The organism is Pseudoalteromonas sp. Scap25, from assembly GCF_013394125.1.
Classification (GTDB): domain Bacteria; phylum Pseudomonadota; class Gammaproteobacteria; order Enterobacterales; family Alteromonadaceae; genus Pseudoalteromonas.
Map to the genome: position 1 here is coordinate 1,785,439 of NZ_CP041327.1, position 24,307 is coordinate 1,809,745.

At 40.3% G+C, this 24,307-nt stretch carries 24 protein-coding genes; 9 read left to right on the forward strand and 15 right to left on the reverse strand.

What is annotated here, in order from left to right; genetic code table 11:
• Positions 1-147 precede the first annotated feature (147 nt).
• The 5 genes from FLM54_RS08205 (at position 148) to fur (ending at position 2,679) form a co-directional block, all read left to right on the forward strand.
• Complete coding sequence (locus FLM54_RS08205) at positions 148-915, forward strand: alpha/beta fold hydrolase (RefSeq protein WP_178956130.1); 768 nt, start codon at positions 148-150, stop codon at positions 913-915.
• Positions 916-1,010: 95 nt separating this feature from the next.
• Positions 1,011-1,232: a DUF2788 domain-containing protein gene (locus FLM54_RS08210; RefSeq protein WP_008113777.1), complete on the forward strand. Its 222-nt coding sequence runs from the start codon at positions 1,011-1,013 to the stop codon at positions 1,230-1,232.
• A 2-nt stretch (positions 1,233-1,234) separates the two neighbouring features.
• Positions 1,235-1,513: a LexA regulated protein gene (gene ybfE / locus FLM54_RS08215; RefSeq protein ID WP_008113775.1), complete on the forward strand. Its 279-nt coding sequence runs from the start codon at positions 1,235-1,237 to the stop codon at positions 1,511-1,513.
• A gap of 13 nt (positions 1,514-1,526) precedes the next feature.
• Positions 1,527-2,054, forward strand: a complete 528-nt coding sequence (gene fldA, locus FLM54_RS08220; RefSeq protein ID WP_008113772.1) for a flavodoxin FldA — start codon at positions 1,527-1,529, stop codon at positions 2,052-2,054.
• 181 nt (positions 2,055-2,235) lie between these two features.
• Positions 2,236-2,679: a ferric iron uptake transcriptional regulator gene (fur, locus tag FLM54_RS08225; protein ID WP_010390113.1), complete on the forward strand. Its 444-nt coding sequence runs from the start codon at positions 2,236-2,238 to the stop codon at positions 2,677-2,679.
• 65 nt (positions 2,680-2,744) lie between these two features.
• Here the strand turns inward: fur and glnS are convergent, their stop codons facing one another.
• Positions 2,745-4,409, reverse strand: coding sequence for a glutamine--tRNA ligase (gene glnS, locus FLM54_RS08230; protein ID WP_178956131.1), 1,665 nt, complete (start codon positions 4,407-4,409; stop codon positions 2,745-2,747).
• Between the two features lie 216 nt (positions 4,410-4,625).
• Here glnS and FLM54_RS08235 point away from each other — a divergent pair, with 216 nt between their 5' ends.
• On the forward strand, positions 4,626-5,696 hold the full coding sequence (locus tag FLM54_RS08235; RefSeq protein ID WP_178956132.1) for a DUF3083 family protein: 1,071 nt from the start codon (positions 4,626-4,628) through the stop codon (positions 5,694-5,696).
• Between the two features lie 89 nt (positions 5,697-5,785).
• Here the strand turns inward: FLM54_RS08235 and sucD are convergent, their stop codons facing one another.
• The 8 genes from sucD to sdhC form a co-directional block, all read right to left on the reverse strand.
• Positions 5,786-6,658, reverse strand: a complete 873-nt coding sequence (sucD, locus tag FLM54_RS08240) for a succinate--CoA ligase subunit alpha (RefSeq protein ID WP_010390118.1) — start codon at positions 6,656-6,658, stop codon at positions 5,786-5,788.
• On the reverse strand, positions 6,658-7,824 hold the full coding sequence (gene sucC / locus FLM54_RS08245; RefSeq protein ID WP_008464053.1) for an ADP-forming succinate--CoA ligase subunit beta: 1,167 nt from the start codon (positions 7,822-7,824) through the stop codon (positions 6,658-6,660). The genes sucD and sucC overlap by 1 nt, the downstream gene beginning before the upstream one ends.
• A gap of 176 nt (positions 7,825-8,000) precedes the next feature.
• Positions 8,001-9,518: a 2-oxoglutarate dehydrogenase complex dihydrolipoyllysine-residue succinyltransferase gene (gene odhB / locus FLM54_RS08250; RefSeq protein ID WP_008112094.1), complete on the reverse strand. Its 1,518-nt coding sequence runs from the start codon at positions 9,516-9,518 to the stop codon at positions 8,001-8,003.
• Between the two features lie 3 nt (positions 9,519-9,521).
• Complete coding sequence (gene sucA / locus FLM54_RS08255; protein ID WP_075169173.1) at positions 9,522-12,341, reverse strand: 2-oxoglutarate dehydrogenase E1 component; 2,820 nt, start codon at positions 12,339-12,341, stop codon at positions 9,522-9,524.
• An 87-nt stretch (positions 12,342-12,428) separates the two neighbouring features.
• On the reverse strand, positions 12,429-13,145 hold the full coding sequence (locus FLM54_RS08260) for a succinate dehydrogenase iron-sulfur subunit (protein WP_010390121.1): 717 nt from the start codon (positions 13,143-13,145) through the stop codon (positions 12,429-12,431).
• Positions 13,146-13,155: 10 nt separating this feature from the next.
• The gene (gene sdhA / locus FLM54_RS08265) at positions 13,156-14,928 is read right to left on the reverse strand and encodes a succinate dehydrogenase flavoprotein subunit (protein WP_008112088.1); all 1,773 of its coding nucleotides are present in this window, start codon (positions 14,926-14,928) and stop codon (positions 13,156-13,158) included.
• Positions 14,929-15,276: a succinate dehydrogenase, hydrophobic membrane anchor protein gene (sdhD, locus tag FLM54_RS08270; RefSeq protein WP_055012091.1), complete on the reverse strand. Its 348-nt coding sequence runs from the start codon at positions 15,274-15,276 to the stop codon at positions 14,929-14,931.
• Positions 15,267-15,644 carry a succinate dehydrogenase, cytochrome b556 subunit gene (gene sdhC, locus FLM54_RS08275; RefSeq protein WP_010390126.1) on the reverse strand — a complete coding sequence of 126 codons (378 nt, stop codon included), beginning with the start codon at positions 15,642-15,644 and terminating at the stop codon, positions 15,267-15,269. Before sdhC ends, sdhD begins: the two co-directional genes overlap by 10 nt.
• 406 nt (positions 15,645-16,050) lie before the next feature.
• Between sdhC and FLM54_RS08280 the strand changes: the two genes are divergently transcribed.
• The 3 genes from FLM54_RS08280 to FLM54_RS08290 all read left to right on the forward strand — a co-directional run bounded on the left by FLM54_RS08280 (position 16,051) and on the right by FLM54_RS08290 (position 19,107).
• The gene (locus FLM54_RS08280) at positions 16,051-17,337 is read left to right on the forward strand and encodes a citrate synthase (protein ID WP_138606097.1); all 1,287 of its coding nucleotides are present in this window, start codon (positions 16,051-16,053) and stop codon (positions 17,335-17,337) included.
• A gap of 114 nt (positions 17,338-17,451) precedes the next feature.
• On the forward strand, positions 17,452-18,678 hold the full coding sequence (locus FLM54_RS08285; RefSeq protein WP_178956133.1) for an aminotransferase class V-fold PLP-dependent enzyme: 1,227 nt from the start codon (positions 17,452-17,454) through the stop codon (positions 18,676-18,678).
• A gap of 12 nt (positions 18,679-18,690) precedes the next feature.
• A complete protein-coding gene (locus tag FLM54_RS08290) occupies positions 18,691-19,107 on the forward strand; it encodes a SufE family protein (RefSeq protein WP_178956134.1) in 417 nt (138 codons plus the stop codon).
• A 35-nt stretch (positions 19,108-19,142) separates the two neighbouring features.
• Here FLM54_RS08290 and tcdA read toward each other — a convergent pair whose 3' ends face one another.
• From tcdA to msbA, 6 genes are read right to left on the reverse strand one after another with little or no spacing between them, the layout of a single operon-like run.
• Positions 19,143-19,940 carry a tRNA cyclic N6-threonylcarbamoyladenosine(37) synthase TcdA gene (gene tcdA, locus FLM54_RS08295; RefSeq protein ID WP_178956135.1) on the reverse strand — a complete coding sequence of 266 codons (798 nt, stop codon included), beginning with the start codon at positions 19,938-19,940 and terminating at the stop codon, positions 19,143-19,145.
• Entirely contained in the window at positions 19,941-20,621 is a 681-nt protein-coding gene (locus tag FLM54_RS08300; protein WP_178956136.1) for a TIGR01621 family pseudouridine synthase, read from the reverse strand.
• Positions 20,618-21,379, reverse strand: coding sequence for a 3-deoxy-manno-octulosonate cytidylyltransferase (gene kdsB / locus FLM54_RS08305; protein WP_178956137.1), 762 nt, complete (start codon positions 21,377-21,379; stop codon positions 20,618-20,620). Before kdsB ends, FLM54_RS08300 begins: the two co-directional genes overlap by 4 nt.
• Positions 21,367-21,564, reverse strand: a complete 198-nt coding sequence (locus FLM54_RS08310; protein ID WP_138606085.1) for a Trm112 family protein — start codon at positions 21,562-21,564, stop codon at positions 21,367-21,369. The genes kdsB and FLM54_RS08310 overlap by 13 nt, the downstream gene beginning before the upstream one ends.
• The gene (gene lpxK, locus FLM54_RS08315; protein ID WP_178956138.1) at positions 21,554-22,534 is read right to left on the reverse strand and encodes a tetraacyldisaccharide 4'-kinase; all 981 of its coding nucleotides are present in this window, start codon (positions 22,532-22,534) and stop codon (positions 21,554-21,556) included. Before lpxK ends, FLM54_RS08310 begins: the two co-directional genes overlap by 11 nt.
• Entirely contained in the window at positions 22,531-24,276 is a 1,746-nt protein-coding gene (gene msbA, locus FLM54_RS08320; RefSeq protein ID WP_041709516.1) for a lipid A export permease/ATP-binding protein MsbA, read from the reverse strand. The genes lpxK and msbA overlap by 4 nt, the downstream gene beginning before the upstream one ends.
• Positions 24,277-24,307: the final 31 nt, after the last annotated feature.

Below are 24,307 nucleotides of genomic sequence, written 5' to 3' on the forward strand. Positions count from 1 at the left end.
AACCCACGCTACCCTAAACATATAATTAATAATGACCAAATAATCAGAGAGCTAGGTATTTTGCATCCAGCGTTTAAATAATATCTGTATTTTTTGCTTTTTTAGTTAATGCTCGGCAAACTATGCGCAAAATTATGGGAGACGTTTATGCAATTAAATTACAAACAAATTGGTCAAGGTCCTGATGTTGTTTTGATCCATGGACTGTTTGGCTCATTAGAAAACCTTAATGTGATTGCAAAACCATTAAGTGAACACTTTTGCGTAACCAATGTCGATTTACGTAACCACGGCCTTTCCCCACACAGTGGTGAAATGGATTACCTAGCCATGGCCAATGACATTGTGGAATTAATGGCGAAATTGAAAATACAAAAAGCCCACCTTGTAGGGCATTCCATGGGCGGTAAAGTGGCTATGCAAGTTGCATTAACCCATAGCGAATTGGTCGATAAATTAGTGGTACTTGATATCGCCCCAGTTAGCTACCCGGCTCGTCATACCCAAATCATTGAGGCATTAAATGCAGTAAAAAATGCCGATATTGGTGATAGAAAGCAAGCTGATTTAGTAATGCAACCGTATATAGAAGAGTTAGGTGTACGTCAATTTTTACTAAAGAGTTTATATAAAAATGATGCAGGGAAATTTGTTTGGCGATTCAATTTATCAGTACTTGATAATAAATATTCAACAATTACCGACAACATTAATGCAAATAATTCTTGTTTATGCGAAACTCTGTTTATTAAAGGTAATGACTCTGACTACATATTAGCTGAGCATCGTGAAGCAATTAATGCGCTGTTTAAAAATGTAAGTGCAAAAATCATTCATGGTGCGGGTCATTGGTTGCACGCCCAAAAACCACAGGCTGTAAACAAAGCAATCAATGATTTTTTAATGGCAATTTAAAGTTATTTTTGTGGCGTGTTTTTGATTTATCACACTAAATAATTAAAGATTTATGTGCTATAGTACGCGCCGTTTAATTTAAAGGTTATACGTCGATGGTCAGTCAGTTTATTAACGAATTTGATACCTTAGGGTTGTATTTTGGCTTAGCAGGTATTTTTATTTTTATCGGCTTGGCAATTAAAGATGTACTGAAAAGCGGCAATGTGCCTAAATTTGGTCGTTATATTGTGTGGCTGGTACTTTTTTTAGGTTGCTCTGGCTTTATTGCCAAAGGACTTATTCAGGTATTTTGGCAAGGTGCGGGTGTAGGTTAAGCATGGCCAAGTCAGAAACAGATAGAACAACGCTTGATTTATTTGAATACGAGAAACGTCCAGGTAGACCGAAAACCAATCCCCTTCCACGGGATATGCAGTTAAAGGTCAATAAACGTAATCAAATAAAAAGAGATAAAGCACGTGGTTTAAAGCGTGTTGAATTTAAAGTTTCGTCACAGTTGTATCAGGCTTTGAGTGATATGGCAGATGCACAAAATATTAGCCGTAGTGCGTTGATCGAAACAATTTTACAAGAAAGATTGGCTATTGATAGATAAAAGGTTTAAATCCATGGCAAGTGTAGGCATTTTTTTCGGAAGTGACACAGGTAACACAGAACACGTAGCAAAAATGATCCAAAAAGAATTGGGTAAAAAGCTCGTTGCTGTGCATGACATTGCAAAAAGCTCTAAAGAAGAGATTGCTGAATTTGATCTGATCTTATTCGGTATTCCAACTTGGTACTATGGCGAAGCGCAGTGTGATTGGGATGACTTTTTTCCTGAGCTTGAAGAAGTAAGCTTTGAAGGCAAGCTAGTGGCTATTTTTGGCTGTGGCGATCAAGAAGACTATGCAGAATACTTCTTAGATGCAATGGGTATGATCAACGATATCGTAACAGAGCGTGGAGCTATTGTTGTTGGACATTGGCCAACAGACAGCTATGATTTTGAAGCATCAAAAGGCATGGCTGATGACAAGCATTTTGTAGGCTTAGGTATTGATGAAGACCGTCAGCCTGAACTAACCGAGCAACGCGTTAAACAATGGTGTGCTCAAGTATATGATGAAATGTGCTTAAGTGAGTTAGCAGATTAATCCCCCCTTATTATGCTAACTGTTTAAAATATTATCAAACAGTTAGCATTTTCCGCGTTAATATTGATATAGATCAATTGTTCTTTGCACTTCCTGCTAAGGCACGTTATCCTAACTATTATTGTGACGAGTACATCTTGCAAGATGTCTAGTATAACTAAATAAAATTGAGACAGATTTAATGACTGATCATAACTTGGAACTTAAAAAAGCCGGGCTAAAGGTAACTTTACCGCGTATTAAAATTTTAGAGATTCTTCAATCTCCAGATAACCAACACATAAGCGCTGAAGATGTTTACAAGGTTTTATTAGATCTAGGCGAAGAAATTGGTCTTGCGACTGTTTACCGTGTTTTAAACCAATTTGATGATGCAGGTATTGTTAGCCGTCATCATTTTGAAGGTGGCAAGTCTGTATTTGAACTTTCGGGCAGTACTCACCATGACCACTTAGTGTGTTTAAAGTGTGGCAAGGTTGTTGAGTTTGAAGATGACTTGATTGAACGTCGTCAACTTGAGATTGCTGAAGAAAACGGTATTAAGCTAACTAACCACTCTCTTTACCTATACGGTGAGTGTGAAGATAAAGATGCATGTAAGGCGTTTGCACAAAACAACAGTTAATTTTTATGCAATTAATAAAAAAACCTGCTAAAAGCAGGTTTTTTTGTGTCTAAAATAGAACAGAATTACTTCTGATCTATTTTAGCCCACGAGTCGCGAAGACCCACAGTTTGGTTAAATACCACATTCTCTGATTTAGTATCACGTGAGAAATAACCAGTACGCTCAAACTGAAAACCTTGCGCAGGCTGTGAATTTGCCAGTGAAGGTTCTAGTTTTGCATTATTAATAACAACTAACGACTCTGGGTTTAATGTGCTTTCAAAATCTTCTGATGCTGCAGGGTTAGGCACACTAAACAGACGGTCATATAAACGCACTTCTGCTGTTACCGACTCTGGTGCAGATACCCAATGGATCACCCCTTTTACTTTACGCCCATCGCTTGGGTTTTTACCCAATGTTTCAGGATCGTAAGTACAGTAAATAGTGGTAATTTCACCGTTATCGTCTTTTTCAACACGCTCGGCTTTAATTACATAAGCGCCACGTAAACGTACTTCTTTATCAAGTACTAAACGTTTAAATTTATTGTTTGCTTCTTCGCGGAAATCTTCACGTTCAATAAAAATTTCACGGGTAAAAGGCACATCACGACGACCCATTTCTTCTTTATTTGGGTGATTAGCAACTGACAATGTTTCAACAGTGTCGGCTTGATAATTCTCAATCACGATTTTAACCGGATCAAGTACAGCCATCGCACGCGGTGCATTTTCGTTTAAATCATCACGGATACACGCTTCAAGCATACCCATTTCAACCATATTTTCTTGTTTAGTAATACCAATACGTAAACAAAACTCACGAATTGAAGCCGGTGTATAACCTCGACGACGAAGACCCGCAATCGTTGGCATACGCGGGTCATCCCACCCTTCTACCTTGTTATTTACCACTAAGTCATTAAGCTTACGCTTTGACATAATTGTGTATTCAAGGTTTAACCGTGAAAATTCAATTTGCTGTGGATGGCATTCAAGGCTGATATTATCAAGAACCCAGTCGTAAAGACGACGGTTATCTTGGAATTCTAAGGTACATAATGAATGTGTTATACCTTCTAGCGCATCAGAAATACAATGCGTGAAGTCGTACATTGGGTAAATGCACCACTTATCCGCAGTTTGGTGATGATGTGCAAAACGAACACGGTAAATAATTGGATCGCGTAGCACCATAAATGAGCTTGCCATATCAATTTTTGCGCGCAGTACACATTCGCCCTCTTTGAATTCACCATTGCGCATCTTTTCAAATAATGCGAGGTTTTCTTCAACCGAAGTATCGCGATAAGGGCTATTCTTACCTGGCTCTTTTAATGTGCCACGGTATTCACGCGCTTGATCGGCAGTTAAAAAACACACATACGCTAAACCTTTTTCAATTAACTCAACTGCATAGCCGTAAAGCACATCAAAATAGTTTGACGAATATTTAATCTCACCATCCCAATTAAACCCTAACCACTGTACGTCTTCTTTAATTGAATTAACGTAGTTAATATCTTCTTTTTCTGGGTTTGTATCGTCAAAACGAAGGTTACATAAACCGTTATAGTCTTTGGCGATACCAAAATTTAGGCAAATTGATTTTGCATGGCCAATATGTAAAAAGCCATTTGGTTCTGGTGGAAAACGGGTATGCGTTGTGGCATATTTTCCACTTGCTAAATCTTCATCAATTCGGGTTCTAATAAAGTTACTTGGGCGATTCTCGATTTCCGCCATAGGAGTATAAACCTCTGTATATTGCGTGATAACAAAACTAATGCATTATTACAAAAACCAAGCGTAACATACAGTAATAGATACGGGTTTATGCTGGTAATTAACAAAGTTTGTTTAATAAGGGATAGTTTATGAACAAAATTTGTTTTAGCGCAATATTTAAGTCATCAAAGCATTCTATAGTATAAAAATAAACCCAACTTACAGGAACGAAAGATGGCTTCATTAAATCAACACCGTGTTTATATCCCAAGCAATGCTAGAGCAAACCATTATTTATTAGCTGAAATCACGCCAAACGATGAGTTTTATAAGAGCTTTAGTAATATTAATGCGTGTTATCAGCGTATTGCTCGCCAACTATTTGCCGCTTGTGATGAATATGAACTTCACAATGTGCATTTACTCGCCAATGATAAACTGCCGGTCGTGCGATTTCATGATGAGTCTTATCAACTTGAAACCGATAAGCAAATGTTGTTTTTCTATAACCCTCGTTACCATGAAGCACATAAACTTCATTACACCGAAGATCAGCAAAGCAAAAAGATTCGCTTACTGTTTTTAGCCACTGGGGATGATATTCGAGCTCACTCCGCCCAATTTCATAATAATGTACAAAAAGTTTTAGATCTTCTACAACAGCAATTATTTGTAGAGCAACCGAGCTTTAAATTGCGTGATCATCAGCATTTGACCTATGACTTATTCGCTAAAGAAAAAGGCAATAAAGAAAGTTACGGTTATAAATTAAGAAGTTTATATCCTCGTTATCAATCAAGACAATGCGAGATACCAAGCACACACGCAGAGATGACCTATGTCACCTTCTCGGTACCGGTAACACGTAATATTAAAACGCAGTTTCAGAGCGAGGTTAACAGCCAAACTTATCAGCCGTTCTACTCTCACTTTTCAAAACTATTTACCCAATTATGTGAAGACAATAAACTCACCCATGCTGCAATGGTTGCCAATGGCGCAATGCCAATAATTCGCAACAGCCAAGTTGATAGAAATGAAGGAAATGAAGAGCTACAAAAAATTAGTTTTGATATAGAAGGTTCAGCACCACAAATAAAAGTATTCTTTGAAGCCGATAAATTAGTCGAAACACTGAATTTTGTCATTGTGGCAGCTGAGCATAATAAACATGAAATTGGCTATGGTCGCTTTATGAACCAAGTAGAAAAAACTATTCATGGATTATGCGATGAGTTAGCAATTAATAAGCAACGCCAAGACTTATCAGTACGCTTTTTTCAGCATATAAGTTACCCATATTAATTAAACTGAACTGTGGTTAATTAGGTATCTGAACTCTAGATAACAAAAAGGCTCGCAATTGCGAGCCTTTTTTAAAGAATAAACGCTGATTACCAGCCTGTTTTTTCTTTAAGTGCTTTACCGATATCAGCAAGTGAACGTACAGTTTTTACGCCCGCAGCTTCTAATGCAGCAAATTTCTCATCAGCAGTACCTTTACCACCAGCGATGATTGCGCCAGCGTGACCCATACGCTTACCTTCTGGTGCAGTAACACCAGCAATGTAAGAAACAACAGGTTTAGTAACGTTAGCTTTGATGTACTCTGCAGCTTCTTCTTCTGCAGTACCACCAATTTCACCAATCATTACGATTGCTTCAGTTTGTGGATCTTTTTCGAACAATTCTAGAACGTCGATAAAGTTAGTACCTGGAATTGGATCACCACCAATACCAACACAAGAAGACTGACCAAAACCAGCATCTGTAGTTTGCTTAACTGCTTCGTACGTTAAAGTACCAGAGCGAGAAACAATACCTACTTTACCAGGCTTGTGGATGTGACCAGGCATGATACCAATCTTAGTCTCACCAGGAGTGATAACACCTGGACAGTTTGGACCAATCATACGAGTACCTGTTTGATCTAGTTTAACTTTAACGTCAACCATATCAAGTGTAGGAATACCTTCAGTGATACAAACAATCAGCTCGATACCTGCATCGATAGCTTCTAAGATTGCATCTTTACAGAAAGGTGCTGGTACGTAAATCACAGATGCAGTTGCACCTGTTGCTTCTACAGCGTCACGTACTGTGTTAAATACTGGAAGACCAAGGTGCGTTTGACCGCCTTTACCTGGGCTTACACCACCAACCATTTGTGTACCGTACTCAAGCGCTTGCTCTGAGTGGAAAGTACCTTGACCACCAGTGAAACCTTGACAGATAACTTTTGTATCTTTATTGATTAATACAGACATTATTTGCCCTCCGCAGCAGCAACAACTTTTTCAGCCGCGTCTGTTAATGATTCAGCAGCGATGATGTTAAGATCAGACTTAGCAAGTACTTCACGGCCTAATTCAGCATTAGTACCTTCTAAACGTACAACTACTGGAACTGTTACACCTACTTCTTTAACTGCGCCAATGATGCCTTCAGCAATCATGTCACAACGAACGATTCCGCCGAAGATGTTAACTAAAACAGCTTTAACGTTGTCATCTGAAAGGATGATTTTGAATGCTTCAGAAACACGTTCTTTAGTCGCGCCGCCACCAACATCTAGGAAGTTAGCTGGCTTGCCACCGTGTAGGTTTACGATGTCCATAGTACCCATTGCTAGGCCTGCACCGTTAACCATACAACCTACGTTACCATCTAGGGCTACGTAGTTAAGCTCGAAGCTTGCTGCGTGAGCTTCACGTGCATCTTCTTGAGATGGATCGTGCATTTCACGGATTTTAGGTTGACGGTAAAGTGCATTACCATCGATACCAATTTTACCGTCTAGACAGTGAAGGTTACCTTCATCTGTGATTACTAGTGGGTTGATTTCAAGTAATGCGAAATCGAAATCGTTGAACATGTTGCCAAGACCCATAAAGATCTTAACGAACTGTTTCATTTGTGTTGGGTTAAGACCCAATTTAAAACCAAGCTCACGAGCTTGGTAAGCTTGAGGACCTACTAAAGGATCAATCTCAGCTTTGTGGATAAGTTCTGGTGTTTCTTCAGCAACAGTTTCAATTTCAACGCCGCCTTCAGTAGACGCCATGAACACAACTTTACGAGAAGCACGGTCAACAACAGCACCTAGGTACAGTTCGTTTGCGATATCTGTACAGCTTTCTACTAAAATTTTAGCAACTGGCTGGCCTTTCTCGTCTGTTTGGTAAGTAACTAGGTTTTTACCTAACCAGTTAGCTGCAAACGCTTTAACTTCGTCGATAGTTTTAACTAGCTTTACACCGCCAGCTTTACCACGTCCACCTGCGTGAACCTGAGTTTTAACAACCCACATATCGCCGCCAATTTTTTCAGCAGCTGCTGCAGCTTCTTCAGGTGTATCGCAAGCGAAACCTTGAGAAACTGGTAAACCATATTCGGCAAAAAGTTGTTTTGCCTGATACTCATGCAAATTCATGATGCTTTATCCAATTTTTTATATTAAAAGAGCTGAATATTTATGCAAATAAACAACTATCCCAAATTGCGTGCCTAGTATAGATCTCATGGCGCTACATGAAAACCCCAGTATGACCTTAGGCGCAAAAAAAAAGCTGTGATTTTAACTCACAGCTTATATTTCATACTACTTAATTAAACATCTAGCAGTAAACGTGTTGGATCTTCAAGTAACTCTTTAATTGTTACTAAGAAACCAACTGATTCTTTACCATCGATTTGGCGATGATCGTAAGATAACGCTAAATACATCATAGGTAAGATTTCAACTTTACCATTAACAGCCATTGGACGATCTTGGATTTTGTGCATACCTAAGATTGAAGACTGCGGTAAGTTAATGATTGGTGTTGATAGTAATGAGCCGAATACACCACCGTTAGTAATAGTGAAATTACCGCCAGTCATATCATCAAGTGTTAGCTTGCCATCACGACCTTTAAGGGCTAGTTCACGAATACCTTTTTCGATTTCTGCAACTGATAATTTGTCACAATCTTTAAGTACTGGCGTTACTAAGCCACGTGGCGTAGAAACAGCAATACTGATGTCGAAATAGTTGTGATAAACAATATCATCGCCATCAATTGATGCATTTACATCTGGGAAACGCTTTAACGCTTCAGTTACCGCTTTCACATAGAAAGACATGAAGCCTAAACGGATACCGTGACGCTTTTCAAATACTTCTTGGTACTGCTTACGAAGGTCCATAATTGGCTTCATATTAACTTCGTTAAACGTGGTTAACATTGCAGTTGAGTTTTTCGCTTCAAGAAGACGATTAGCAATCGTTTTACGTAAACGTGTCATAGGCACACGTTTTTGAGTACGGTCACCCATTGGTGCTGCTGGTGCTGCTTCTGCTTTTGCTGCTGGAGCAGGTGCTTTTAAGAATTGATCAACATCTTCTTTAGTCACACGGCCATTTTTACCTGAGCCTTTGATTTTTGAAGCATCAAGGCCTTTCTCAGCAATTAAACGACGAACTGATGGCGTTAGCACATCTGAACTATCGCTTGAGCTTTCTTCTTTGGCTGCTGGTGCATCCGCTTTAGCTTCAGATTTAGCTGGTGCAGCGCCTGCTTTTACCTTACCAATTACTTGCTCACCAAGAACGGTATCGCCTTCGTCATGGATTATTTCACCCATAACGCCGTCTTCTTGGGCAACAACTTCAAGTACAACTTTATCTGTTTCGATATCTACCAAGTTTTGGTCACGTGTTACCGCGTCACCTGGTTGAACATGCCAAGTAGCAATTGTTGCATCTGCAACTGATTCTGGAAGTACAGGTACTTTAATATCCACTTCTTTACCTTCTGATGCTGGTGCTGATTGCGCCGCAGGCGCGTCTTCTGATTTATCTGATGCTGAGTCATCTTCTTTTGACTCTTTAGTTGCCGGTGCTTCATCTGCATCGCCAATTAAACCGATCACTTGGTCGCCAAGTACCGTAGCACCTTCTTCTTGTGAAATTTCAGTGATTACACCATCGTTTTGTGCAACCACCTCTAAAACCACTTTGTCTGTTTCAATATCTACTAAGTTTTGGTCACGGCTTACTTTGTCGCCAACACTTACATGCCATGTAGCAACGGAAGCATCTGCAACCGACTCAGGAAGAACAGGAACTTTAATCTCTGTGCTCATTGCTTATCCTTTCTTTTCTATAGTAAGCGCGTCGGCAACGAGCGCTTGTTGTTCTTTAGTATGTACTGACATATAACCACATGCAGGTGATGCTGAAGCTTTACGACCAGCATATTTTAATTTTGCATCTTGTGGAATTGCATCAATAAAGTGATGTTGAGAACAGTACCAAGCACCTTGGTTTTGCGGCTCTTCCTGACACCATACAAAATCAGTAACATGCTGATAACGCTCAATAATCGTCTTCATTTCGTCATGTGGGAACGGGTATAGCTGTTCAACACGAACAATAGCAATGTTGTCTTGCTCAAGTTTACGACGTTCTTGCAATAATTCGTAGTAAACTTTACCACTACAAAATACAACACGTTCTACTTTCTTAGCATCAATATCATCAATTTCATCGATCACATTGTGGAATACGCCCTCTGATAGTTCTTCAAGCGATGATGTAGCTAATGGATGACGAAGCAATGATTTTGGCGTCATAACAATCAATGGGCGACGAAGAGGTCTAACCGATTGACGACGAAGCATTGCATAAACTTGTGCAGGTGTAGATGGTACACATACTTGCATATTATGATCAGCACACAGCTGTAAAAAGCGCTCAAGACGTGCAGAGCTATGCTCAGGGCCTTGGCCTTCATAACCATGTGGTAGCAAACATGTCAGGCCACATAAACGACCCCACTTTTGCTCACCTGAACTTAAGAATTGGTCAAAAACAACTTGTGCACCATTGGCGAAATCACCAAATTGCGCTTCCCATAAAACAAGTGAGGTCGGCTCTGCTGTTGCATAACCATATTCAAACGCTAATACCGCTTCTTCAGATAGCACCGAATCAAATACTTCAAACGTACCTTGATCTTCACTAATGTTTTGTAGTGGTAAGTATGTTGCACCGTCTTGTTGACCGTGAACAACCGCATGGCGATGGAAGAAGGTACCACGGCCAGAGTCTTGACCTGTTAGGCGAATGTCAGTGCCCTCAGCTGCAATAGTTGCATACGCTAAAGTCTCCGCCATACCCCAATCAAGTGCTTTTTCACCAGCTGCCATAGCTTTACGATCATCGTATATTTTCTTAACACGAGATTGCGCTTTGTGATCTTCAGGGTAGCTTGCGACAATGTTACCGAGCTCTTTGAGTTTCTCTACAGAAACGCTCGCGTCGTAGTCAACATTCCAATCATGACCAACGTATTTAGCCCAATCAGAAGAATGTGACGTTTCTGGTTGAATTTCTTCAACTACGCAGTTGCCATCATCTAAGCCATTACGATAATCATCTGCAAGTGCTTTCACTTCGTTTTCTGTGAAAGAACCTTCCGAAATTAACTGATCTGCATAGATTAAGCGAGGAACTGGGTGTTTTTTAATTTTTTGATACATAACAGGCTGTGTAGCATTAGGCTCATCAGCTTCGTTATGACCATGGCGACGGTAACAAACAAGGTCAATCACAACATCACGTTTAAACTGGTTTCTGAAATCAAGCGCTAATTGCGTAACAAACGCAACCGCTTCAGGATCATCAGAGTTTACATGGAAGATTGGTGATTGAACCATTTTTGCAATATCAGTACAGTAATCAGTAGAGCGTACATCGTCTTGCTTGCTTGTTGTAAAACCAACTTGGTTATTAACAACAATACGAATGCTACCACCACAACTAAATGCATTAGTTTGTGATAAGTTAAACGTTTCTTGTACTACACCCTGACCTGCGATTGCAGAGTCGCCGTGAATAGTAATAGGAAGTGCTTTGCTGCCCGTTTTGTCGTTTAGACGATCAAGGCGTGCGCGCACAGACCCCATAACCACAGGATTTACGATTTCTAAGTGCGATGGGTTAAACGCAAGTGCCATGTGCACATTGCCACCTTTGGTCGCGAAATCTGAAGAGTAACCCATGTGATACTTAACATCACCAGAGCTTAAAGTATCTTTGTGTTTACCAGCAAATTCATCAAATAATTCTGATGGATTTTTACCAAGTACATTCACAAGTACGTTCAAGCGTCCGCGGTGAGCCATGCCGATTACGGCTTCTTTTTGGCCACTTTCACCCGCGCGGTGTATAAGCTCTTTAAGCATAGGCACTAACGCATCGCCACCTTCAAGTGAGAAACGCTTAGCACCCGGGAACTTAGCCCCTAAATATTTTTCAAGACCATCAGCCGCTGTCAATCCTTTAAGGATACGAAGCTTTTCATTTTTATCGAATTTTGGCCTAGACTGAACAGACTCTAAACGCTGTTGTAACCAACGTTTTTCTTCTGTTGATGTGATGTGCATATACTCTGCGCCAATAGAACCACAATATGTAGTTTTTAGTGCTTGGTATAACTCACCTAAAGGCATAGTATCGCGGCCTACGGCAAACGATCCTACGTTAAATTCGCGGTCAAAGTCAGCATTTGATAAGTCGTGGTACTCTAGCTCTAAATCTCGTACACGTTCGCGTTGCCAAATACCTAGTGGATCTAGGTTTGCATTTTGGTGTCCACGAAAACGGAAAGCATTAATAAGTTGCAGAACTTTAACCTGTTTAAGGTCACCGCCACTGCCCTCTGCTACCACTACTTCTCTATGCTTGTTTTTAGCAAGCGCCGCAAATTGTGAACGAACTTCTGAATGTTTTACTTCAACATCCACACCATCTACTTTTGGTAATTGTTCGAACACTTCTCGCCATTCTTCTGGCACCGAAGTCGCATCGTCTAAATACGCTTCATAAAGCTCTTCAACATAAGCAACGTTACCGCCGTTTAAATGTGAAGATTCTAGCCATGCCTTCATCACACCTTCGTGCATTTATAAGCCCTTTTTTTTAGCGCAGAAATTAATAGTTATATAACAAGATGGCTAATAAAATATTAGCCATCTTTCGTCTACTTGAAATTAAACCGAGCGGTTTAATAACATAGATTTTATTTGCCCAATTGCTTTAGTCGGGTTAAGACCCTTAGGACAAACGCTAACACAGTTCATGATACTGTGGCAACGGAACACACTGAATGCATCGTCTAAGTCAGCTAAACGCTCTTCTGTTGCAGTATCTCGGCTATCAGCTAAGAAACGGTAAGCATGAAGAAGGCCTGCTGGACCTATAAACTTATCTGGATTCCACCAGAAAGAAGGACACGATGTAGAACAACATGCACATAAAATACACTCATAAAGCCCATCTAATTTATCACGTTCTTCGATAGATTGAAGACGTTCGCCTGCAGCAGGCTCGTCATTTATTAGATACGGTTTTACTTTTTCGTATTGAGTGTAGAACTGACTCATGTCAATAACAAGGTCACGAACAACAGGAAGTCCCGGTAATGGACGTACTACGATTTTACCTTTGCCATTTTTTTGTAGCGTAGATAAAGGAGTAATACATGCTAAGCCGTTCTTACCATTCATGTTTACACCGTCTGAACCACACACGCCTTCACGGCATGAACGACGGAATGATAGTGTAGGATCTTGCTCTTTTAATAATAAAAGTGCATCCAATACCATCATGTCTTGGCCTTCCTCAGTTTGCAAAGTGTATTCTTGCATACGAGGTGCGTTGTCAACATCCGGATTGTAACGATAAACTGAAAATTGTACTTGTGCCATCGTCTCGCTCCTAGTAGGTACGTGCTTTAGGTGGGAATGCTTCACGTAGCTTGGGCTCGTAGTTTACTTTACGCTTGCTCATTTCATCCGTTACCGGATTAAATACTGAGTGACATAACCAGTTTTCGTCATCACGATCTGGGAAGTCAAAGCGAGAGTGTGCACCACGGCTTTCAGTACGGAAGTTTGCAGCTACTGCAGTTGAGTAAGCTGTTTCCATTAAGTTGTCTAATTCTAAACATTCAATACGCATGGTGTTGAAGTCTGATGATTTATCATCAAGACGTGCATGCTGTAAGCGTTCACGAATTTCTTTAAGCTCAGTAAGACCAGTTGCCATTGAGTCACCTTCACGGAATACCGAGAAGTTAAGCTGCATACACTGCTGTAGGTCTTTCTTGATTTGTACTGGGTCTTCACCTTGACCAACTGTTGAGCTTTCCCAACGGTTAAAGCGAGCTAAAGACGCTTCTAAATCAGACTCAGAAGCCGCTTTAGAAATTTCAACGTCATTTAGGTATTTACCTAAGAAGTTACCAGCAGCACGGCCAAATACAACTAAATCAAGTAATGAGTTACCACCTAAGCGGTTAGCACCGTGAACAGATACACATGCAATCTCACCAACAGCAAATAAACCCTGTACTACTTTTTCGTTACCAGCGGCATCGATATTAAGTACTTGACCATTTACGTTAGTTGGCACACCACCCATCATGTAGTGACATGTTGGGATAACTGGAATTGGTTCTTTTGCAGGATCAACGTGAGCAAATGTTTTAGCAAGATCGCATACACCTGGAAGACGTAAATTAAGCGTTTCTTCGCCTAAGTGGTCAAGTTTCAACTTAAGGTGAGGACCCCAAGGACCATCACAACCACGACCTTCACGAATCTCTGTCATCATTGAACGAGCAACAACGTCACGAGATGCTAAATCTTTAGCATTTGGTGCATAGCGCTCCATGAAGCGTTCGCCATCTTTATTTAAAAGATAACCACCTTCACCACGACAACCTTCGGTTACTAGTGTACCAGCACCTGCAATACCTGTCGGGTGGAATTGCCACATTTCCATGTCTTGCATAGAAATACCAGCACGAGTCGCCATACCAACACCGTCACCAGTGTTAATGTGAGCATTAGTTGTTGATGCAAAAATACGACCTGCACCACCAGTAGCTAACACAACTGCTTTTGATTTGAAGAAAGTGATTTCACCTGTTTCAATTTCAATCGCTGTACAACCTACTACATCGCCATTATCGTTTTTAACTAAATCAAGTGCATACCATTCAGAAAATACATTTGTTTTGTTTTTAACGTTTTGTTGATATAGAAGATGTAATAATGCGTGACCAGTACGGTCAGCAGCTGCTGCGGTACGTGCAGCTTGTTCACCACCAAAGTTTTTCGATTGACCACCGAAAGGACGTTGGTAAACACGGCCATTTTCAAAACGAGAAAATGGTAGACCCATGTTTTCTAGTTCAGTAATAGCTTCTGGGCCTGTATTACACATGTATTCGATAGCGTCTTGGTCACCGATAAAATCGGAACCTTTGACGGTATCATACATATGCCATTCCCAGTTATCTTCATGCGAATTACCTAACGCTACTGTAATACCACCTTGAGCAGATACAGTGTGTGAGCGTGTCGGAAAAACTTTAGAGATTAGTGCACATGTTTTGCCAGATTCAGTAATAGCAAGAGCAGCGCGCATACCTGCACCACCGGCACCAATTACTACGGCGTCAAATTCACGAACAGAATATTTCACTTAAACACCCCATAAAACGATTAAACCTACAGCTACGTAAGCAACAGCCATTAGGTTTAGTACAAAGCCTAAGAAAGCACGCAATTTAGCGCCCTTTACATAGTCGGTTAGAACCTGCCAAAGGCCGATACGGGTATGAACCATAATGCAAACTAGGGTGATTAATGTCGCCCCTTTCATTGCTAGGTTAGAGAATAGGCCTGTCCAGGCGTCATATGTGACTTCTGGCATTGCTAAAAAATAGCCAATAATAAAAATTGCATATGCACTGATTATTAATGCCGTTGTGCGTAGAGATACAAAATCTTGTACGCCATCACGTTTAAGAGTTGCTTGATTTAAGACCATATCCACACCCCTGCCAATACAGCAAACACAACGCCAAGTGCCATTGCAATTTTAGCGCTAGTGTTGCCTGATTCAAGTTCTTCCCAATGCCCCATATCCATAATGATGTGACGGATACCACCGATAAGGTGATAACCCAGTACAGAAAGGGTGCCCCAAGCTATAAATTTGGCAATGAATCCGTTAAACAGACCCTTGACGAATTCAAAACCTTCAGCTGAAGAAAGAGACTCTGACCAAGCCCAAATGACAAACGTTAAAGCAAAAAATAATGCAACACCGGTGACGCGGTGAAAAATTGAAGCTTTAGCCGTTGCCGGCATAGATATAGTTGTTAGATCTAGATTTACAGGTCTTTGCTTTTTCACAGTTACTTGCCCATCTTGCCCGCAGTGGGGCTCATCTACTTGTTTTTCTAAAACCCACCAAATGTTTCTGGTGGAACTATCAAAATAAACGTATTAATACTAATAAAGTTCACTTTTTATGAAAAATATTATGTAAAAAAAAGTTTACCCAAATACAAATCGGTTAAAAACCTCCGTTAGTATATATAGCCGGAGGCTCTTTTACAATTCTTGTTTACTTTGAGTCGTTTGCGAATTAGCCAATGGTATAATATTCAATCTATACCGAATATTTATTATACATATATGCATAATACTTATAAAAATTGACTTTAACCCCCTCTTTCACGTTAAAATGTAAAAATGTGCTTAGAATAGATTTTAGAATATAAAAATCAGAATAGTTATCTTAATAGGAGATACATAGATGGCAGATAAGAAAGCCACAGTCCATATTGATGGGCTAGATCCAATCGAACTTCCAATTTATCAAGGTACTGCTGGCCAAGATGTAATTGATGTACGTACACTCGGCTCACATGGTCACTTTACTTATGATCCAGGTTTCATGTCGACTGGTTCTTGTGAATCTACCATCACTTACATCGATGGTGGTAAAGGTGTTTTACTACACCGTGGTTACCCAATCGAGCAGTTAGCAGAAAGCTCTAACTACATTGAGTTATGTTACTTACTATTAAATGGTGAGTTACCAACTAAAGAGCAGTACGATGATTTTGCTACAAAAATCACTCGTAGCACCATGCTAGATGAGAAAATAGCAAACTTCTTCCAAGGTTTCCGCTTTGATGCTCACCCAATGGCAATGCTTTGTGGTGTGGTTGGTGCTTTATCTTCTTTTTACCATGAAGATCTTGATATCACAGACGCAGTTCAACGTAAAACAAGCGCTATTAAATTAGTTGCTAAGTTACCAACAATTGCAGCAATGGCATACAAAACAAACATCGGTCAACCGTTTGTATACCCACGCAATGATTTAAGCTATGCAGAAAACTTCTTACACATGATGTTTTCTGTGCCTGCTGAAGAATACAAAGTAAACCCAGTAACAGCTAAAGCAATGGATAAAATCTTCATGCTTCATGCTGACCACGAACAAAATGCTTCAACGTCAACAGTACGTTTAGCAGGTTCTTCTGGTGCTAACCCTTATGCATGTATTGCTGCGGGTATTGCATCACTTTGGGGCCCTGCTCACGGCGGTGCTAACGAAGCATGTTTAAACATGTTAGAAGAAATTGGCTCAGTTGATCGCATTGACGAATACGTAGCAAAAGCAAAAGATAAAGCGGACCCGTTCCGTCTTATGGGCTTTGGACACCGTGTTTACAAAAACTTCGATCCACGTGCAACAGTAATGCGTCAAACGTGTCATGAAGTGTTAGAAGAGCTAAACATTCAAGATCCATTGCTTGATATCGCAATGAAGCTTGAGCAAATTGCACTTGAAGACCCGTACTTTGTTGAGAAGAAACTTTACCCTAACGTAGATTTTTACTCAGGTATTATCTTAAAAGCGATTGGTATTCCTACAAGTATGTTCACTGTAATTTTTGCAATGGCACGTACTGTAGGTTGGATCTCACACTGGGATGAGATGCTTTCTCAACCTGGCCACAAGATCAGCCGCCCACGTCAGCTTTACACAGGTGAAACAGCCCGTGATTACAAAGCAACTGACAAGCGCTAAGCTTTAAAGTTAGCTTTAAAAGGCCGCTATTGCGGCCTTTTTTATTACATGTTACTTGAGAATTATCTTAAACCGATTACAATTCTTGCCCGAATTGATTAACTTTATGAGCCTATGTCTGTGTCCTTGTTTGATCCTAAAACAATCCGTAATGATTTCCCTACTCTAAATCAGACAATCAATGGCTACCCTTTGGTTTATTTAGACTCGGCTGCAACAACGCAAAAGCCACAATGCGTGATTGACGCTACTAACAAGTTTTACACCTATCAGAATGCAAATGTTCATCGCGGCCGTCACACCCTTAGTGAGCAAGCTACAACGGCTTATGAGCTAGTACGTCAACGCGTTGCTGATTATTTTCAGGTAAGCGGTAATGAAATTGTCTGGACTAAAGGTGCTACTGAGGCGATTAACTTAGTTGCACATGGCCTAAGAAATACATTAACAACTAACGACACCATTTTAATTAGCCCAATCGAGCATCACGCGAATATTGTGCCATGGCAAGAACTCGCGGCATACACTGGTGCAACGTTAAAAGTGCTGCCACTCAATGACGATGCCACCTTTGATATTAACCAGTGCTGTGACGTGATTAAACTCACAAAGCCTGCGCTTCTAGCTGTTACACAAGCCTCTAATGCGCTGGGCAATATTACCGATTTAACCCCGCTGATCACCGCTGCAAAGGCAGTAGATGCGTTAACTTTAGTCGACGGCGCACAAAGCGCTTTGCATTTAAGACCTAATTTAACAAAGCTTGATTGTGATTTTTACGTGTTTTCAGCTCACAAAATGTTGGGGCCAACCGGGTTAGGCGGTTTATATGGCCGCTACAGCGCACTTAATACATTATCACCTTACCAAACAGGTGGTGAAATGATTGAAAAAGTGACCCTAACGCAAAGCACTTATCGTGACGCTCCCGCTAAATTTGAAGCAGGGACGCCAAATATAGCCGGTGTTTTAGGCTTTGGTGCGGCGCTTGAGTATTTAATGGCACTTGATCAGCAAACATTAAAACAATATGAACAACAGTTGTTTATTTATGCAGCGAACGCACTGAATCAAATAGACGGTATTAGTATTTATAGCGACCTAAAATCGAACATTGGTACATTGTGCTTTAATTATAAAAATGAACATCCGTACGATCTGGCAACTTTACTTGACGGCTATGGTGTTGCAGTGCGAAGTGGTCATCATTGTACCCAACCGTTGATGACCCATTTGAAACTAAATGGCTCACTCAGAGCAAGTTTTGCATTTTATAATACGACTAAAGATGTAGACCAATTTATTACTGCGCTTAAAGAATGCATCGCTTTATTAGACTAATTTGGATAAATAATGACTCACACATACCAACTGGTAAGTAAAAACATTGAAAACAGTGCAAGCTGGCAACAGAAATACCGTGAAATTATGTTGCTTGGTAAAACACTCCCGCCATTAGCCGATATATTAAAAACCGACGATGCGCTTGTGCAAGGGTGTGAAAGTAAAGTGTGGATGTTTGTTGAATTTGATTTGACAGAAAATGCATTGGTTGTGATTGGTGATTCTGATACGCGCATAGTAAAAGGCTTATTGGCGTTAATTTTAGCTCTGTATAACGGTTTAACACCAGAAGAGGTGTTAAACATTAATGCCTATGAAGAATTTGAAAAGCTTGGCTTAATTAGCCACTTAAGCGCTTCTCGCGGCAATGGGGTAAAAGCCATGGTTGAAAAAATACAAACCTTAGCTAAACAAAAAGCGCGTTAAGCGCTTTTTATAACAGTATGATAAGCAGCCTGTAGTTAAATATTTAAACGTGCACGCTTATCTAAATATTTTCTCACTGCTTTAGCGGCAACAAAGAAGCCAAAACTTCCAGTGATCATCGTCACTGAGCCAAAGCCATTATTACAGTCCATATTCATACTGCCATCTGCATTTTGTTTCGCATGACACACACTGCCATCGTTACCTGGATAAACAAGCTGCTCTGTTGAATATACACAGTCAATATTAAATTTACGTTTTGGATTAGAACTAAAATTATACTGCTTACGCAAAATATAACGCACTTTTGCAAGCAATGGATCTTGAGTCGTTTTTGCCACATCACCAAAAGTAATTTGACTAGGATCGGTTTGCCCACCTGCACCGCCCGTGGTGATTATAGGCATTTTATTACGCTTACAGTGTGCGATTAATGCTGCTTTTTCTTTTACCGCATCTATACAATCTATTACATAATCAAAACCTTGAATATGCTGTTGAATATTATCAAGGGTAATAAAGTCATCAATCACACTCACTACACACTCAGGGTTGATAAGCTCGCAGCGAGCTTTCATCGCCTCAACTTTAGCTTCCCCTATTGTGCCTGTTAAGGCATGAATTTGACGATTTACATTGGTTGCACAAATATCGTCTAAATCAATTAAGGTGATTTTACCCACGCCTGTACGCGCTAGTGCTTCAGCAGTCCAACTGCCTACACCACCAATACCTACAACACAAAAATGTGCTTGCTGTAACCACTCAAATTGCTGTTGACCATATAGTCGTTTAATACCACCAAAGCGGATATCAGTTACTTGTTCACTCATTTACCAATCCAATTTCCACGGCGTTTGCCAAGAATCAAAATCTTGATGTTTAATCAATTGCGCATACTCTTTACCAGATTGTGGCAACAGGGTATGTTGTATTTTTTGCCCTTTCCATAAAAAATCCAACGCAAATGCATGCAAATAGATGCGATCAGCGGCACTCCCAGAATAACTAGCATCGCCTAATATAGCGGCACCTATACTCTTTAATGCCACCCTGAGCTGATGGGTTTTTCCCGAATAGGGTTTTAATAGGTAAGCTCTAAAACCGCTTTTAAAGCTAAACGAATAAAAACGTGTAATAGCGGGGTTACTCTGTGAGTTTAATAATTTATACGTGCCACGGCGAGACTTAGCCATATCACCTTTAACCCAGCCTTGCTTTTTTTTAGGCTTGGTATCACCAACCGCTAGATAAAACTTGTTAATAGCATGCTGAGTAAATAATTGCGTAAATTCTGCTGCTGCCGCTTTGCTTCGCGCGAGTATAATCAATCCAGAGGTGACCTTATCTAAACGGTGTACCGCAAATAATTTTTCGTTTAACTGTTGCTCAGCTAGTACCACAAAACCGGGGCCTTCTTCAGAATGAAAATTAAGCCCTTGCGGTTTATTTATGATGTAAAAATCATCATGCGTATATTGCACTTTTAATATAGGCGTTTGTGCTGTATTCACACGCTTTTACTTTGAATATGGGCAACCACTTTAGCTAAATCTTCTGGTGTGTCGACTCCTGCATGAGGGGTAACTAATGCTTGCTCTATTTTAATTGCATAACCATGGTATAGCACGCGTAACTGCTCTAACGATTCAAGTATTTCTAATGGTGAAACGCTTAATTCAATATATTGCTTTATAAATCCTGCACGGTAAGCATAAATACCTACGTGGCGTTGGAAAGGCGCTAAATTCAGTGGTTGCTGCTCTGCCATCATGGCGCTTCTATCAAAAGGAATGCTCGCTCTTGAAAAATACAAGGCATTTTTATTAATGTCACTGACCACTTTAACCGCATTAGGATTAAACACTTCATCACGCTCTTCAATAGCAACACTTAAGGTTGCCATTGGTGCCGTTGATTGCGCTAATAATGTTGCCACTTGTGATACGTTATCAGGGGATAACAAAGGTTCATCACCTTGTACATTTACCACGATAGTGTCATCGGCTAAATTAAGTAAATCCACTACTTCGGCTAAGCGCTCTGTGCCTGATTGGTGATCTTCACGCGTCATCAAAACATTACTAGTAAAACGTTTAGCAGCATCAAATACTCTTTGATGGTCGGTAGCAATAACCACCTTGCTGGCTCCTGACAAACAGGCTTTTTCATACACATGCTGTATCATTGGTTTGCCACAAATATCAGCGAGTGGTTTACCTGGCAAACGAGTAGAAGCGTAACGCGCAGGGATAACAACTACGAATTCCACTTTTCTACCTCTTCAAGAGTCAATTCACGAGCTTCATTTTCAAGTAGCACCGGAATATCATCACGTACCGGGTAAGCTAGCTTTGCTGCTGTACTGATCAGCTCTTGGTTTTGTTTATCAAAGCGCAACTTACCTTTACACACAGGACAAGCAATAATTTCGAGTAATTTTGTATCAAAGGCCATGGTGGATCCCTTTTTCTTTTAATAATAAATTTAATGTGTTTATTACTGCTGCAGTTGGTTGAGCGTCAACCGGCAGGTAATACCAATTTGGCTTGGCAAAGTCACGGCACTTAACCGCATCTTTTTCTGTCATTAATATACAATCCTCACCAAATTGAGCAAAGTCATTGGCGGTATAAGCATAATGGTCGCGAAAATGATGTGTTGATAACAACGCTATACCTTGTGCTTTTAATGATGCTTCAAAGCGCTGAGGGTTACCGATTGCACTTACAGCATGCGCTGTTTTTATAGTCGTTTTTATCTCAGTATTATCAGCAACACGTTTAATAATTGATGGCTGCAAGCGATAGCTAAATTCATGTTCAGAACCATTTTCAATGACTAAATCAACACTGTTTAAACGAGAAACCGTTTCACGAAGTGGTCCTGCTGGCATTAAAAAACCATTACCAAATTTTCTTTCGCTATCAACAATACAACATTCAATACTGCGTGCCATTTTGTAGTGTTGCATGCCATCATCAGAAATGATTACATCAAGCTGAAACTGATGATTGAGCATTTCTATATTCTGCTGTCTATTTGGCCCCACAACTAACGGACATTGTAAACGGTTAAATAAAAGTACCGGTTCATCCCCAGCTTCTAAAGTCGTCGTATTTGCAGTTACTAATAATGGATAATGAGCTGCTTGCCCACCATAGCCGCGACTAATTAAACCAACAGATAAGCCTTGAGCGGTTAAGTAATCATGTAGCCACAATACAAATGGAGTCTTACCATTGCCGCCAACACTTATATTGCCAACAACAATTACTGGAGTATTACTAACAAATGGCTTAAAAACACCCACTTCGTAGCAGTATTTGCGCACTAGAGCAACACAGCCAAAAAAAGCGGACAGTGGTAATAACAATAAGGTAATTAAGCTAAAAGGTTTGTACCAGCTTTGCTCTATTTTACTCACCCCTGCTCACCAAACTGCATTTTACAAAGAGCTGAGTAGGTACCATCGTTAGTCAGTAATTCAGTATGCGTACCACTTTCTATCACTTTACCGTTATCAATCACATAGATACGGTCACTATTTTCAATAGTCGATAGCCTATGAGCGATAACAATAGAGGTTTTATCTTTCATTAATATATCAAGAGCATGTTGGATAAGCTTTTCAGACTCAGTATCCAAGGCCGAGGTCGCTTCATCTAAAATTAAAATAGGCGCGTCTTTTAAAATAGCACGGGCAATCGCAATACGTTGACGTTGCCCGCCTGAAAGCATTACCCCATTCTCGCCAACCATAGTGTTAAGTTGCTCAGGTAAGTCTTTTACAAACTCCCACACATGGGCTTGTTTTGCAACGTCATGAAGCTCTTCGATAGAGATTTCGCGTTGTAAACCATAACAAATATTATTGGCAATCGTGTCATTAAATAGCACCACTTGTTGCGACACTAACGCAAATTGACGGCGAAGATCAGTAAGCTTATATTCATTAAGAGCAATGCCATCGAGTAAAATTTCGCTTGGCGCTTCTAAGTCATAATATCGGGGTAACAAGTTAGAAATAGTCGATTTACCCGAGCCAGAGCGGCCAACAAGGGCAATACTCTCACCGGCTTTTATGTTCAGTGATAAATCGTTAAGCACGGCTTCATCCTTGGTTGGGTATTTAAAGGTCACATTTTTCACCTCAATATGCCCTTTTACCTTATCAACCGAAAAGGTACCCGTGTCTTTTTCAATTTCTTCATCTAACACTAAAAAAACACTCTGAGCAGCTGAAATACCTCGCTGTAAGTCACTGTTTACATTGGCAAGTTGCTTTAATGGGCGCAGTAGCATCATCATCGATGAGATGAGTACGACAAAATCCCCAGAGCTAATACTGTCTATCATAGAGGGCATCGACACAACCCATAAAATAACAGCCATAGCACTGGCAGCCAAAATTTGAATAATAGAGACACTTAGCGCTTTAGTCGCATCCATCTTGATACGTTGTTGGCGGTTATGATTATTAATTTTAGAAAATTGATCAATTTCTTGTGTTTGCCCACCAAAGCCATGGATCACTTTGTGACCACTGAGCATTTGCTCTGAACTACGGGTAACTTGTCCCATCGCTGACTGAATATTTTTCGAGATATGACGAAAGCGTTTAGACACCACAGCTACTATGATAGCCACAAGCGGGATAATAACTAAAAAGATTAACGACAACTGCCAACTGGTATAAAACATCACAGCGAGTAAAAACACCACAAAAGCGCCTTCACGCACAACAATAAGCAGTGCTTTGGTGATTGCTTGTTGAACTTGCTCGGTGTCAAAGGTAATTTTAGAAATCAAATCGCCGGTTGAGTTTTTATCGTGAAAGGACACCGGTAAATGTAAAATGTGTTCAAACAATTCTTGGCGCAGCGCCCTCACGACTTGTGAGCCTACATAGCTTAAACAGTAAGATGACATAAAGTTAAATACGCCACGCCCGATAACCAGCGCAATAACCACAAATGGCGCATAAGTAAGTACCTGGCTGTTACGCTCGTTTAAACCTTCATCGATAAACGGCTTCATCAGTTGAATGAATAATGCATCCATACCTGAATAACCTATCATTCCTATAATCGCGACGATGGCAATCGACTTATAAGCGCCAACGTAAGAAACAAGCCGTTTATATATTTGTGTAGTACTTTGTTCCATAACACTCTCTAAAACCAGTAACAGCCCCTAT